Source organism: Rhizorhabdus antheiae, assembly GCF_049889055.1.
GTDB lineage: Bacteria > Pseudomonadota > Alphaproteobacteria > Sphingomonadales > Sphingomonadaceae > Rhizorhabdus.
Genome location: NZ_JBLTWO010000002.1, coordinates 620990 through 634860, shown reverse-complemented (window position 1 = coordinate 634860; position 13871 = coordinate 620990). Strand labels below are relative to the sequence as shown.

Here is a 13871-nt window from a genome sequence, read left to right as displayed (position 1 = left end):
CGCTTGACGGCGGACAAGGGGCAGGGGAACTAGGCGGCATGTCGACCTTGTATCCCGCCAAGCCCATTTCCGCCGGCACAGGCCGCTTCATGTTCAACGCGCTGCTGCTGTTGCTGACGGCGGTTGCGTCGTTGGGCATGGCCGGAATGATCTGGGGCGCGACCGACGATCTGATGATCGCGGGCCTGTTCATGCTCGCTTTCTGTCTGGGCATCGGCATGATCCTGTTCGTGGCGATGCTGCGGTCGCAGATCCACGTGCGCCCGATGCGGCATATCGACGTGTCGCTGCTGCGTGGGATCGTCGAGGACGGCGACGCGGGCATTGCCGTGACCGGTGGGCGTGGCGAACTGATCTGCGCCAATGGCCAGTTCGAAAGCTGGTTCGGCGGATTGCCGACGCCCCCGGCGCTGCCGCTGGATGAGGACGCCCGAAAGCAACTGGCCGCCGCCGCTGTGGCCGCCCGGCGTGACGGGCACGCGCAGATCGCCAATCTGGCAAGCGACCGAGGGTTGATCGACGTCGTCGTTCGTCGGGCCGGCAGCACCGACGACCATCTCGTCTGGCGCTTCCGCCGGTCCGGACGGTTCGACATGATCGGCGACGTCATGCGCCTGCTGACCAGCGATGTAGGACGCCGCGTCGGCAGTTCGGGCGTGATGGCTGCGCTCGTCGACGGCAATGGTATCGGGCTGGTCGCGAACAAGGTGTTTCTGCGCCGCGCCCTGGGGTCGGCCGAGGCGCCTTCGTCCGGTTGGGCCTTCGCCGATCTGCTCCGCAGCGACGGCGACGTTATCCGCCTCGCCGCAGAGCCGGCTTCGGCCGATCCGATCCGGCTGATCCAGATCCCGCTGGGCGATCAGGGGACGATGAAGGCCACGTTGTTCCTGATGCTCGACGATGCGTCGGCGGCGGGCGACAATCGCAGCTATGCGACGGGCGATCTGCACGCGCTGCTCGGCATGTTGCCGATCGGTCTCGCGCTGGCGGAGCGCGACGGGCGGGTGGCGTTCATGAATTCGGCTTTCCGCCGTGCCGCAGGGCTCGGCCCGGATGCCACGGTCGTCTATCCGAGCGATTTGGTGGTCGAGGAGGACAAGGCGGCGGTTTCGGACGCGGTGCGCCGTTTCTCGGCCGGGCGCGGTTCGGCGAGCGACCTGTCGGTCCGTCTCAAGGCCCGCTCGGAGGAGAATGTCTCGCTGACCATAGCGGCGGCCAAGGGACTGGGCGCCACGGCCTCCGTGCTGCTCAGTCTGAAGGACAATAGCGAGGAGTCGAAGCTCAAGCGGCAGGTCGCCCAGGCGATGAAGATGCAGGCGGTCGGCCAGCTCGCCGGCGGCGTCGCGCATGACTTCAACAATATCCTCACCGCGATCATCGGCCATTGCGATCTGATGTCGATGCGCCACATTCCGGGCGACAGCGACTATGACGATATCCAGCAGATCAAGCAGAATTCGAACCGCGCGGCCGCACTGACCCGCCAGCTGCTGGCCTTCTCGCGCCAACAGACGCTGCGCCCGCAGATATTGCAGATCCCCGACATCATCTCGGAAATCAGCAACCTGCTCAAGCGACTGCTCGGCGAGACGATCCGCCTCGAGGTCAGCCATGGGCGCAACCTCGGCACCGTCCGTGCCGACCCCGGGCAGCTCGAACAGGTGATCGTCAATCTCGCGGTCAATGCGAGGGATGCCATGCCCGAGGGCGGGGCCCTCTCGATCCAGACCTATGCGGTGTCGCAGGCCGACGTCCGCGCGCTGGGTATCGAGATTATGCCTGTCACCGAATATACCGCGCTCCGCGTGACCGACACCGGCACCGGCATTCCGACGGACAATCTCAACAAGATCTTCGAACCCTTCTTCACGACCAAGGAGGTGGGCAAGGGCACTGGTCTCGGCCTGTCGACGGTGTACGGCATCGTCAAACAGACCGGCGGTTTCATCTTCGCCGAGAGCGAGATCGGGCGGGGGACCAGCTTCGTCATCTACCTTCCGGTACATCAGGCGCCCGCCGGGACGGCCGCGCCAAGGGCGGCCGTGAAGGAAGTCAGCACGGAATTGTGGGGCACCGGCACGATTCTGCTCGTCGAAGACGAGGCCATGGTGCGCGCGGTGGCCGAACGGGCGCTGGTCCGGCAGGGTTACAAGATCCTCACCGCGACCAATGGCGAGGAGGGGCTGGAGGTCCTCGAGGACCGCATGCAGCAGATCGATCTCGTGATCTCCGACGTGGTGATGCCGACGATGGACGGTCCGACCATGGCGCGCGCGGCGCGCGCGAAGCGGCCCGATCTGCCGATCATCTTCATGTCCGGCTATGCCGAGGAGCAACTCCGCAAATCGATCGACATCGACAATATCGGCTTCCTCCCCAAGCCCTTCTCCGTCCAGCAGATCTGCCAGGCGGCGCGCGAGGCGCTGGCCGATCATGTGCGAGGCTAGGGCTGGAACAAAATAAGAAAGTTCTTCTCTTGTTCTCATGGAACATCTGCGGTACGTAACTTCCAGTTTGAGGTTTCGGATGGCCCGCTCTACGAGGGGAGAACGCACAATGTCGGCGCAGTTGAAGCTCATCGGATCCGAAAAGGAAGCAGCTAATATGGACAGGCAGAAGGCCCTTGAAGCCGCGCTGGCGCAGATCGATCGCGCCTTCGGCAAGGGCTCGGCGATGAAGCTCGGCAGTCGCGAGACGATGCAGATCGAGGCGGTTTCGACCGGCTCGCTCGGCCTCGATATCGCGCTGGGCATCGGCGGCCTTCCGCGGGGCCGCATCGTCGAGATCTTCGGGCCGGAAAGCTCGGGCAAGACGACGCTCGCGCTTCATGCGATCGCCGAGGCGCAGAAGGCCGGTGGTACGGCCGCCTTCATCGACGCCGAACATGCGCTCGATCCCGTCTATGCCAAGAAGCTTGGCGTCAACATCGACGAACTGGTCGTCTCGCAGCCGGATACCGGCGAGCAGGCGCTCGAGATCACCGATACGCTGGTGCGCTCCAATGCGATCGACGTGCTGGTGATCGATTCGGTCGCCGCGCTGGTTCCGCGGGCGGAGATCGAAGGTGAGATGGGTGACAGCCATGTCGGTCTGCAGGCGCGGCTGATGAGCCAGGCGCTGCGCAAGATCACCGGTTCGATCAGCCGGTCGCGCTGCCTTGTCATCTTCATCAACCAGATCCGCATGAAGATCGGCGTGATGTATGGTTCGCCCGAGACGACGACGGGTGGCAACGCACTGAAATTCTACGCATCGGTGCGTCTCGACATCCGTCGCACCGGCGCGATCAAGGACCGCGAGGACGTCGTCGGCAACACGACCCGCGTCAAGGTGGTGAAGAACAAGGTCGCCCCGCCGTTCAAGCAGGTCGAGTTCGACATCATGTATGGCGAAGGCGTGTCGAAGGTGGGCGAGCTGCTCGATCTCGGCGTCAAGGCCGGATTGGTCGAGAAGTCGGGCGCCTGGTTCAGCTATGACTCGATCCGCATCGGGCAGGGTCGCGAAAATTCGAAAAATTATCTGCGCGAAAATCCCGAACTCGCGGCGAAGCTCGAAGCGGCCATTCGCGGCAATGCCGAGGATGTCGGCGAGGCGCTGATGGCCGGCCCGTCCGAAGACGACGATGTCTGATCGCGCGCCAACCGCGCGGCTGAACTATGTCGAGCTCCCGACGGCCGATGTCGCGGCGAGCCGGCAGTTTTTCGAGGCGGCCTTCGGCTGGTCCCTGACCGTCTTCGGTCCGGCTTATGCCGGTACCGTCGCGGCGGGAGCAGGGGGCACCAGCGATCTGGGTCTGAACGGCCATGGCGAGGATGCGCCCTCCGCTCCCTTGCCCATCATTGAGGCAGACGATCTCGAAGCCAGCCTTGCTGCCGTGCAAGGCGCGGGCGGGGTGGTGACAAGGCCGATCTTTGCCTTTCCGGGCGGGCGGCGCTTTCACTTCCGGGAGCCTTCCGGTAATGAAATGGCGGTCTATGTGAACGAGCCGGGCTGACGGGGGCGGAGCCGGTTTTCATCGCCGGAGCCGTATCTTGACCATCATCGTCCACCATCTCGAAAATTCGCGGTCCCAGAGGGTTCTCTGGATGCTCGAGGAGCTTGGCCTCGCTTATGAGGTCAAGCGTTACGAACGCGATCGCAAGACGATGCTGGCGCCGCCCGAGTTGAAGGCCGTCCATCCGCTCGGCAAATCCCCCGTCGTCGAGCATGACGGCCGCATCGTGGCCGAGACCGCGACGATCCTCGAATATCTCGTGGCGCTGGCAGGGGGGCAACTCGGTCCGCCCGAGGACGCCGATGGCGCGCTGCGCTGGCGCTATTTCCTCGACTATGCCGAGGGTTCGCTGATGCCACCGCTGCTGCTCAAGCTGGTCATCGACCGCATGGGGCCCTTTGGCTGGCCGGCACGCAAGATCGTCACCGGCATGGCGATGACCCATATCGACTATGTCGAAAGCGAGCTGGTCCGCCACAGCTGGTTTGCTGGCGACAGTTTCTCTGCCGCCGACATCATGATGAGCTTTCCGCTCGAGGCGGCGCGCCAGCGGCTGAAACTCGATGGGCGGCGCCCGAACATCTGCGAGTGGCTCGACAAGATCCACCAGCGACCGGCTTATGCTGCCGCCCTGGAAAAGGGCGGCCCCTATGCCTATGCCTGACGCTGGTCGGGCAAGCGGGTCTATCGTGTCCGGCTTCTCTTCAAGATGATCGCTGCCTGATAGGGCAGGCTTGCCAGCTTGGAGATGTGGAGGGGCCTCTCCGAGTGCCGCTCCAGGATCGAGACCTGCAGCTCCCGCGCATCGATTTCGTCGACGAACTCGGCGACATCGAATCCAGCGGCCGCGATCTGCCCGGGCGACCATTCCATCACGATCGACAAATTCCGATTGTCGCGGATGACATCGGCGGCACCACGCAGCGCCAGAGGTTCGGCCCCCTCGACGTCGATCTTGATGAAATCGACCCGGCCGCCGAGCCGATCCGCAAGGTCGTCGATCTTGCGGCCCTGCACGGTGAAAGGCTGGGACGGCTGTTCGCCCATATGGGTGGTGAAGCTCTCCCCCATATCGACGATGCTCGTATTCCCGGACCGCGACATGCGGCGGTACAGGGTTATGTCCTCGTTGCGATCGCACGCAGCCGCCCAGATGACATCGCCTCTTTCGTGGAGGCCGTTGATGAACAGATTGTCCCTTGCCAGTTCGGCGATGTGGCGATCGGCCTCGACGCCGAGGACGCGGCCCGCCGGACAGAAGCGCGCCATCAGGCAGCTATAATAGCCGAAATTGGTTCCGACATCGATACAGTGACTGTCCGCACGAAGGTGTCGGAGCAGATAGTTGGTCACCTCGGTTTCGAACTGTCCTGTGACGATGAACCAGGGACTGAGCAGCCGGTCGTCTGCTTCGACATAATAAGCGATGGTGCGGTCGCCGACGCGGGTCCCGACAAGTACGCGGTTGTTGCCGACATAGGTCACGGTCGGCCGGAATTCGGCAGCGAGCCGCTCATTCATCAGGGTTAGCAGCATGTTCAGTCGTCCGGCCGTTCCATCATCGCGCCGCCGCATGAAGTTCCGTACGCGTTGTAACATCACCCGCCTTTCCTGCTGATCCGCCGGTCGGGCATGAACCTGTCACCGGCGTTGAGCGGCGGCGAGCCCGGCTTCGCGAATGGGCGAGCGGGCGAACTGGCGAACGGTACGGCAAAGCCACTTGCCGTCAGCCCACGCTTTGCAGCAATGATGCACTGTGGAATCGAGCGACCTTCTCAAGCGCCCCGAGCGATGGGCCAGCGTCCTGGGCTGGGCGACCCTGGCCGGTCTCGAATTCGGCCTGCTCGGTCCTTTCGGTAGTTATGAGTCGGACGTCTTCCGGCGAATGGCCTATTGGACCTGCCTGTTCTGGATCGGCAGCCTCCTTCTCTGGCCGGCCATGGTCGCAGCGCTGGACGCCGGGCGGCGGCGGGGCTTTCCGGCACTTTTCTGTTTCTTCGCGGCGGTCATCGTGACGAGCGTTCCGCTGGCCCTGCTGGGCGCGCTCCAGACCTATGCCTTCTGGCCGCGCCGCGCCGCCGCCATGTCGATGTTCGACTGGTATGGTCTCACGATCATGGTCGCCTTGCCGGCAATGGCGGCCCTGACCTGGATCGAGATGGGCCGGAACAGGCCATCCTTCTGGCGGGCGGGTGGCCCCTCGGTATTGACCGCCATGCCTCAGCCGGGGCTGTCCGTACCGGACAACGCCCCTGATCCGCTCGCACTCGATCATCCTGCAGCTCTGCCCGATCACTTGCTCGAACTCGCGCTGTGCTTGCAGATGGAGGACCATCATGTCCGCGTCCATCTTCCTGGCCGATCCTATCTGCACCACGGGGTGTTGCGGGACGTTGTGGCGGCGCTCGACGAGGAGCGCGGTATGCAGGTGCACCGGTCCTGGTGGGTCGACCGCCGCGCGATCGACCGGTGGGAGCGGGATGGCCGCTCGGTCGTGCTGCTGCTGACCAATGGACTGCGTGTGCCCGTCGCCAGAAACCGCATCGCCCATCTGCGTGAGCGGGGATGGCTGGACGAGCCGGCATCGGCCGCCTGATCGGTGGCTTCCCGATCCGTGACGGCATGGCGCCGTCGGGACGAGCATCACCGACATCCCGCGAAACCACCATCACCGCTTGAGAAGCGGTCGGCTCTCGCCTAAGTCGCTGGCATGACCTCGACCAACGACATCCGCCGCTCCTTCCTCGATCATTTTGCGCGGGAGGGCCACGAACTGGTCCCGTCGGCGCCGCTGGTGCCGCACAACGATCCCACGCTGATGTTCACCAATGCGGGGATGGTGCCGTTCAAGAATGTCTTCACCGGTCTCGAGAAGCGCGGCTACACCACCGCGACGTCTTCGCAAAAATGCGTGCGCGCCGGCGGCAAGCACAATGACCTCGATAATGTCGGATATACGGCGCGGCATCACACCTTCTTCGAGATGCTCGGCAATTTCTCGTTCGGCGACTATTTCAAGGAACGGGCGATCTCGCTGGCCTGGAATCTGATCACCGGCACCTGGGGCATTGCCCCCGACCGGCTGACGGTGACGGTCTATCACACCGACGATGAGGCGTTCGGGCTGTGGAAGAAGATCGGCATGCCCGAAAGCCGGATCATCCGGATCCCGACCTCGGACAATTTCTGGTCGATGGGCGACACCGGGCCCTGTGGTCCCTGTTCGGAAATCTTCTACGACCATGGCGACCATATCTTCGGCGGTCCGCCGGGCAGCCCGAACGAGGATGGCGATCGCTTCGTCGAGATCTGGAACCTCGTCTTCATGCAATATGAGCAGGTCGACAAGGAGACGCGGATCGATCTGCCCAAGCCGTCGATCGACACCGGCATGGGGCTGGAGCGCATCGCCGCCGTGATGCAGGGCGTCCACGACAATTACGACACCGACACCTTCAAGACGCTGATCGCGGCCTCGGGCGAACTGACCAGGAGCGCCACCGACGGCGACTTCAAGGCCTCGCACCGCGTCATCGCGGACCATCTTCGCGCCTCGGGCTTCCTCGTCGCCGACGGCGTCCTGCCGGCGAATGAAGGGCGCGGCTATGTGCTGCGGCGGATCATGCGCCGGGCGATGCGCCATGCCCATCTGCTGGGTGCGGCTGAGCCGCTGATGCACCGCCTGGTGCCCAGCCTGGTCGCCGAAATGGGCGCGGCCTATCCCGAACTGGTCCGCGCGCAGCCGCTGATCGAGGAGACGCTGAAGCTGGAGGAAACCCGCTTCCGCCAGACCCTCGCCAATGGCCTCAAGCTGCTGGATGAGGCCACCGCCGGCATGAAGGCCGGCGACGTGCTGCCCGGCGAGGTGGCGTTCAAGCTCTATGACACCTTCGGCTTCCCCTATGACCTGACCGAGGACGCCCTGCGCGCGCAGGACCTGTCGGTCGATCGCAGCGGCTTCGACAGCTCGATGGCCGAGCAGAAGGCGGCAGCCCGCGCCGCGTGGAAGGGCTCGGGCGAAAAGGCCTCCGACGAGATCTGGTTCGATATCGCCGAAGAGTTCGGCGGCACCGAGTTCACCGGCTATGTCAGCGAGGAAGGCGACGGCCAGTTGCTCGCGATCGTGAAGGACGGGCAGCGCACGGACAAGGCGACTGCCGGCGACGAGGTCGTGCTGATCACCAACCAGACGCCCTTCTACGGCGAGAGCGGCGGCCAGATGGGCGATGCCGGCACGATCACCGGCGACGACGGGCTGGAGATCGCGGTCGAGGACACCGCCAAGCCGCTCGGTCGCCTGCACGCGCATCGCGGCCGGATCCTGTCCGGCAGCGTCAAGGTCGGCGCTGCACTGCACCTGTCGGTCGACGGCGAGCGTCGTGCGCGCATCCGTGCCAACCACTCGGCGACCCATTTGCTGCACGCAGCACTCCGCAACCGGCTCGGCGGCCATGTCACCCAGAAGGGCAGCCTGGTCGCCGCCGACCGCCTGCGCTTCGACTTCTCGCACCCCAAGGCGTTGACCCCCGAGGACATCGCTGCGGTCGAGGCCGAGGTGAACCGCCACATTCGCGAGAATGAAGAGGTCACCACCCGGTTGATGACCCCCGACGCGGCGATCGAGGCCGGCGCTATGGCGCTGTTCGGCGAGAAATATGGCGATGAGGTTCGCGTCCTGTCGATGGGCGCGCTGGGCGCCGACACGCCCGGCAAGAATTACTCGGTCGAACTGTGCGGTGGTACCCATGTGTCGGCGCTTGGCGACATCGCGCTGTTCAAGATCGTTGGCGAGAGCGCGGTGTCGAGCGGGGTCCGCCGCATCGAAGCGCTGACCGCCGAGGGCGCACGCCAGTGGTTCACCCAGCGCGACGAGAAGCTGAAGGAGGCTGCGGCCGCGCTCAAGACCTCGCCCGACGAGGTTCCGGCGCGCATTGCCGCACTGGTGGAAGAGCGCCGCCGGCTCGAACGCGAACTGGCCGACGCCAAGAAGGCGCTGGCGCTGGGCGGCGGCGGCAAGGCCGAGGCTGCAGGCCCGGAGACGGTCGGTGGCGTCGCCTTCCTTGCGCAGCATGTCGAAGGGCTCGACCCCAAGGGCCTGCGCGGGCTGGTCGACGATGCCAAGGCGAACCTCGGCTCGGGCGTTTCGATGATCGTGGCCGTCAACGAGGGCCGCGCGAGCGTCGCCGCCGGGGTGACCGCCGATCTGGTCGAGCGGGTCAGCGCCGTCGATCTCGTCAAGACCGCAGTGGCGGCGCTGGGTGGGCAGGGCGGCGGTGGCCGTCCCGACATGGCGCAGGGCGGCGGTCCGGACGGGGCGCGTGCGGCAGAGGCGATCGACGCGGTTCGCGCGCAGCTGGCGCAGCTTTCCGACTGATTTCCAGATCGACGCGCCGGCTTGGCAGGCGCGTCCCCATCTCCTATGAGGCTTGCGAACCCGGCGCCCTGCGTCGGGCTCGACAGATCGCGCCGGTGCCCGAAAGGGCTTAAAATGGGAACGCGGTGAGGAAGGCTCCCTTCCGAATCCGAGGCTGTCCCTGCAACTGTAAGCGGCGAGCGCGATGCGCAGCGCGTCTTCTCCGGGAAGGCGCAGGCCACTGGATGCCGCAAGGCGACTGGGAAGGCCGCGCATCGTGCCGTGACCCGTGAGCCAGGAGACCTGCCGGCGCTCGGTCGCTCTTGCCTGGTCCAGGGGATGGCCATGGCACGGTTTTCTCTCCGTCTGAGCGACGAAGCAGTGCGGCAGGGGCCGCGCGGTCGGTCTTCCGTGGGCGCGTGCGCCTGCCCGGGGAGGACGGCCGGTCGTCGCGCGCCGGCTTTCGCCGGCCAACGATGCTCGCCCCCGCCGATCGTCGTCGGCGCACGGGGAATGAGCATGACCGAACCCGCCTATCATCCGATGTCCGCTTCGCCGGACGAAGCTTCCTCCGCTTGCCGGGAGGTTGTCGCATGAAGACCCGCACCGACGAGGAGCATAAGGAGAAGATGGTCAAGCTCCAGGCGGCCCAGGCGCGCAAGATCGCGACCAAGACCGTCGAGAAGGGGCTGATCATCGTCCACACCGGCACCGGCAAGGGCAAGACGTCCGCCGCACTCGGCATGGTCATCCGCGCGATCGGCCACGGCATGAAGGTCGGCGTGATCCAGTTCGTGAAGGGCGCGATGGACAGCGGCGAGAAGGTCGTGTTCGATCAATTTCCGCAGCTCGTCGAGTTCAAGCCGATGGGCGAGGGCTTCACCTGGGACACGCAGGACCGGTCGCGCGACATCGCGGTCACGCGCACGGCCTGGGAAGAGGTCAAGCGCATGATCGCCGATCCCAGCTATCGGCTCGTGCTGGCGGACGAACTGAACATCGTGCTGCGCTATGGCTATCTGCCGGTCGAGGAAGTGCTCGAGGTACTGCGGACGAAGCCGCCGATGACCCATGTGGTCGTGACCGGCCGCAACGCGCCGCAGGAACTGATCGACATGGCGGATCTCGTTACCGACATGGGCTCGATCAAGCACCCCTTTCGCGATCAGAACGTCCGCGCCCAGCCCGGCATAGAATATTGACCATGCCGATGTCGTGCCCGCCGGACCTGCCGGGGGCGCTGGAGGAACTGCTGCTCTGGCGTCGCGATGTCCGGCACTTTCGCAGCGATGCGCTGGACGAGGCGCTGGTCGAGGATCTGCTGCGCATCGCCCAGCTGGCGCCCTCGGTCGGCAATGCCCAGCCATGGCGCTACGTCCGCATCCGCAGCACGGATCTGCGTGCGGCGCTTGCAACCCATGCCGACGAACAGGTCCGGGCGGCGGGCGATCGGTACAGCGATCCCCGCCTGCGGGGGCGTTATGACGCGCTCAAGCTGCACGGGCTGCGCGAAGCTCCGGAGATCGTGGCGGTCTTCTGCGACGAAGACGGACCCCGCGGCCGTGGGCTCGGGGCTGCGACCATGCCCGAAGCGCTGCGCTATTCGGTCGTGCTGTCGATCCACACGCTCTGGCTTGCCGCGCGGGCCCGCGGGATCGGACTGGGTTGGGTGTCGGTTGTGCGGCCGGACCATGTGGCGACACTGCTCGGGGCCGAGCCGTCCTGGCGCTTTGTCGCTTTGCTGTGTCTCGGACAAGCCGAGCGTGAAGATGATCTCCCTGAACTGCAGCGACGCGGTTGGCAGGCGCGGGTGCCGTGGCAGGAGAATGTCAGTGTGCTGTGATCGCAGCCGCAATCGCCCGCGTCGCGCGGACATAGTCGGGGGTGCCGCACACCGTCCAGGCCTGCGGGATGCTGATCCGGGGAATGTCGCGCAGCGCCGGATGGTGCAGCATTTCGGTCCCCTGATCGGTGATCCGGTCCGTCGCGCTCTCGACGATCAGGAAGTCCGGGTGGGCAGCCACCATCTCCTCGACGCTCAGCTGCGCCAGCGCGGGCTTGCCGAGGCGGCCGGCCAGATTGACGAGGCCGACGCGCCGCATGATGTCGTCGATCAGCGTGCCGGTACCCGTCATGAAGCCGCGGCGCTGATAATAGGCGGCGACACGGCCGCGCCCGGCGGACTGGATGCCGGCCAGGCCGCGCTCCATCTCGGCGATCAGCATCTCGCCCCGTTCGGGATGGCCGACCGCTTCGGCCGTTGCGCGGATCGACGTGTATATCCCGGCAAGGTCGTCGGCAGTCTCGAGATCGAGCAGCTTGTATTTTTGCGAGCGCAGCATGCGCATCGCGGCGCTGCGGCGGGCGGGCATGCCGACCACCAGATCGGGATTGATCGTCAATATCCGTTCGGCCGAGTTGTCGGCGACCGGCAGGCCAACCGCCTTGCTCGCCATCGCCGACATCTCGACGTCGGTGGCGTTGCGCGTCAGCCCCGCAATCTGGTCCCGATCGGCCAGCGCCAGCACCAGCTGGTCGGCGCACAGATTGAGCGACACGATCCGCTTGGGCGCGCTCGCGGGGCGTGCATCGGCCATGGTGGCGGGGATCAAGGCGAAGGCCAGGGTCGCAAGACCGGCGAGAAGAGCAGGGCGCAGGTGCATGGTGCCGGCGCTCATAGACAGAGTTTCACGGCAGGCAAGCCGCCAGAGGCAGGAGCGCTCTTATGATAAGCGCGACCAGACAACGCCATCACCCCGCGCTGATGCCGATTCTCTTGCTGCTGCTCCTGATGGCGGCTGTCGGTTCGATCGCGCTCGGCGCTGTGCCGATCAGCCTTGCGCGCATGGCGGCGGTTCTGGTCGGCAAGGGCGATATGGTGGCGCGCATCATCCTGATCGATCTTCGACTGCCGAGAGCCCTGGTCGGGCTTGCGGTCGGAGCGATGCTGGGTCTCGCCGGGGCGGTCCTCCAGGGCTATCTGCGCAACCCGCTCGCCGAGCCCTCGGTGCTCGGCGCGTCGAACGCGGCGGCGCTCGGGGCGGTGGGTGCGATCTATTATGGCTTGTCCGAATGGAACGTCGTGCTGCTGCCGCTGATGGCGATCGGGGCGGCGCTGATCGCGCTGGCGCTGCTCGTCTTCCTGGCCGGCCATGGCGAAAGCCCGCTCACCCTGATTCTGTCGGGCATCGCGATCGCGACGCTGGCGAGTGCCGGGATCAGTCTGGCGCTCAATCTGTCGCCCAATCCCTTCGCTGCGATGGAGATCATGACCTGGCTGCTCGGATCAGTCGAAAATCGCTCGATCGAGCATGTCTGGATCGCGCTGCCCTGCGTCGCGCTCGGCGCGTTTCTTCTGCTGCGTGACGGTCGGGTGCTCGATGCGCTGGCGCTGGGGGAGGACGGCGCCCGCTCGCTCGGCTTCGATCTCGGGCGGAGCAGGCGTCGGCTTTTGCTGGGCGTCGCGATCGGCGTCGGCGGTGCGGTCGCCGTGTCGGGGGCGATCGGCTTCGTCGGACTGATCGTGCCGCATCTGGTCCGTCCCTTTACCGACCGGAGCCCGTCGGCGACGCTGGTGCCGTCGATGATTGCGGGCGCAACGCTTTTGACCCTCGCCGACATATTGGTCCGCCTGCTACCGACGTCCAACGAACTGAAACTGGGCGTGGTGACGGCCTTTCTGGGCGTGCCGGTCTTCATCGTCCATCTTCTCCGGGAGCGCCGCGCATGGTGACCATCTCTGTTCGCGATCTGGTGCTCAGACTGGGTGATCGCGCGGTCGTCGACGGCGTCAGTGCCGATCTGCAGGGTGGATCGCTGATCGGGATCATCGGGCCCAATGGCGCCGGCAAGTCGACCCTCGTGCGCGGCATGCTGGGCCTGCTCGGCGCTGCGTCGGGGGAGGTGCGGATCGACGGCCGTGCGATCGCGGATATTGCGCCGTCCGATCGGGCGAAGCGTCTGGCTTATCTGCCACAGGGGCAGAATCTCCATTGGCCGCTCAGTGTCGAACGCCTCGTGGCGCTCGGCCGCTTGCCCCATATGGGCCCTCTGTCGCGCATGAGCGACGCCGACCGCGCTGCGGTGACCGAGGCGATGCAGCGGACCGAGATCGAGCATCTCGCCCAGCGCACCGTCACCGAATTGTCGGGCGGTGAGCGGGCGCGGGTGATGATGGCGCGGGCTCTCGCCGTGGGCGCAGGTGGTTTGCTGGCGGACGAACCCTTGGCAGCGTTGGACCCCGGTCATCAGATCGACATGATGGTGCTGCTCGAGCGGGAGGCGAAACAAGGCGCGCTGGTCGTCGTGGTGCTCCACGACTTGACGATGGCGGCTCGCCATTGTGGTCGGCTGCTGCTGATGAATCACGGAAAGCTGGTTGCCGATGGGTCACCGGAACTTGTGGTGACTTCGAGAAACCTCTCGGAAGTCTATGGAATTAAAGCGCATATGAATGAGGCGGACGGAGTTCGCTCCGTCGTGACGGCAGGACGTGGATAGACGATTGACGCCCGCTGCCGCACT

The 13871-nt window shown here is 65.7% G+C and carries 12 protein-coding genes and 1 riboswitch; of the genes, 10 read left to right on the top strand and 2 right to left on the bottom strand.

Annotation, left to right across the window (positions count from 1 at the left end):
• The first annotated feature begins 38 nt into the window (after positions 1-38).
• The 4 genes from ACNI3R_RS07370 (at position 39) to ACNI3R_RS07355 (ending at position 4658) form a co-directional block, all read left to right on the top strand.
• Positions 39-2447 carry a hybrid sensor histidine kinase/response regulator gene (locus ACNI3R_RS07370; RefSeq protein WP_426181343.1) on the top strand — a complete coding sequence of 803 codons (2409 nt, stop codon included), beginning with the start codon at positions 39-41 and terminating at the stop codon, positions 2445-2447.
• A gap of 109 nt (positions 2448-2556) precedes the next feature.
• A complete protein-coding gene (recA, locus tag ACNI3R_RS07365) occupies positions 2557-3630 on the top strand; it encodes a recombinase RecA (protein ID WP_426181340.1) in 1074 nt (357 codons plus the stop codon).
• Positions 3623-3994 (top strand): VOC family protein, encoded by a 372-nt coding sequence (locus ACNI3R_RS07360; RefSeq protein ID WP_426181337.1) that lies wholly within the window; start codon positions 3623-3625, stop codon positions 3992-3994. Before recA ends, ACNI3R_RS07360 begins: the two co-directional genes overlap by 8 nt.
• Before the next feature lie 37 nt (positions 3995-4031).
• Entirely contained in the window at positions 4032-4658 is a 627-nt protein-coding gene (locus ACNI3R_RS07355; RefSeq protein WP_426181335.1) for a glutathione S-transferase family protein, read from the top strand.
• A 20-nt stretch (positions 4659-4678) separates the two neighbouring features.
• Here the strand turns inward: ACNI3R_RS07355 and ACNI3R_RS07350 are convergent, their stop codons facing one another.
• Positions 4679-5530, bottom strand: a complete 852-nt coding sequence (locus ACNI3R_RS07350) for an FkbM family methyltransferase (RefSeq protein ID WP_426181333.1) — start codon at positions 5528-5530, stop codon at positions 4679-4681.
• 220 nt (positions 5531-5750) lie between these two features.
• Here ACNI3R_RS07350 and ACNI3R_RS07345 point away from each other — a divergent pair, with 220 nt between their 5' ends.
• The 4 genes from ACNI3R_RS07345 to bluB all read left to right on the top strand — a co-directional run bounded on the left by ACNI3R_RS07345 (position 5751) and on the right by bluB (position 11190).
• On the top strand, positions 5751-6590 hold the full coding sequence (locus tag ACNI3R_RS07345; RefSeq protein WP_426181331.1) for a LytTR family DNA-binding domain-containing protein: 840 nt from the start codon (positions 5751-5753) through the stop codon (positions 6588-6590).
• Between the two features lie 114 nt (positions 6591-6704).
• Positions 6705-9368, top strand: coding sequence for an alanine--tRNA ligase (gene alaS, locus ACNI3R_RS07340; RefSeq protein ID WP_426181329.1), 2664 nt, complete (start codon positions 6705-6707; stop codon positions 9366-9368).
• A gap of 76 nt (positions 9369-9444) precedes the next feature.
• A riboswitch (cobalamin riboswitch) is annotated at positions 9445-9672 on the top strand.
• Positions 9673-9940: 268 nt separating this feature from the next.
• Positions 9941-10549 (top strand): cob(I)yrinic acid a,c-diamide adenosyltransferase, encoded by a 609-nt coding sequence (cobO, locus tag ACNI3R_RS07335; RefSeq protein WP_426181326.1) that lies wholly within the window; start codon positions 9941-9943, stop codon positions 10547-10549.
• A gap of 8 nt (positions 10550-10557) precedes the next feature.
• On the top strand, positions 10558-11190 hold the full coding sequence (gene bluB / locus ACNI3R_RS07330) for a 5,6-dimethylbenzimidazole synthase (protein ID WP_426181323.1): 633 nt from the start codon (positions 10558-10560) through the stop codon (positions 11188-11190).
• Here bluB and ACNI3R_RS07325 read toward each other — a convergent pair.
• Positions 11177-12025 (bottom strand): ABC transporter substrate-binding protein, encoded by an 849-nt coding sequence (locus ACNI3R_RS07325; protein ID WP_426181320.1) that lies wholly within the window; start codon positions 12023-12025, stop codon positions 11177-11179. The two genes, bluB and ACNI3R_RS07325, sit on opposite strands and share 14 nt — an antisense overlap.
• A gap of 47 nt (positions 12026-12072) precedes the next feature.
• Here ACNI3R_RS07325 and ACNI3R_RS07320 point away from each other — a divergent pair, with 47 nt between their 5' ends.
• Both ACNI3R_RS07320 and ACNI3R_RS07315 read left to right on the top strand, forming a co-directional pair.
• Positions 12073-13080 (top strand): FecCD family ABC transporter permease, encoded by a 1008-nt coding sequence (locus ACNI3R_RS07320; protein WP_426181318.1) that lies wholly within the window; start codon positions 12073-12075, stop codon positions 13078-13080.
• Entirely contained in the window at positions 13074-13847 is a 774-nt protein-coding gene (locus ACNI3R_RS07315; RefSeq protein WP_426181315.1) for an ABC transporter ATP-binding protein, read from the top strand. The genes ACNI3R_RS07320 and ACNI3R_RS07315 overlap by 7 nt, the downstream gene beginning before the upstream one ends.
• Positions 13848-13871: the final 24 nt, after the last annotated feature.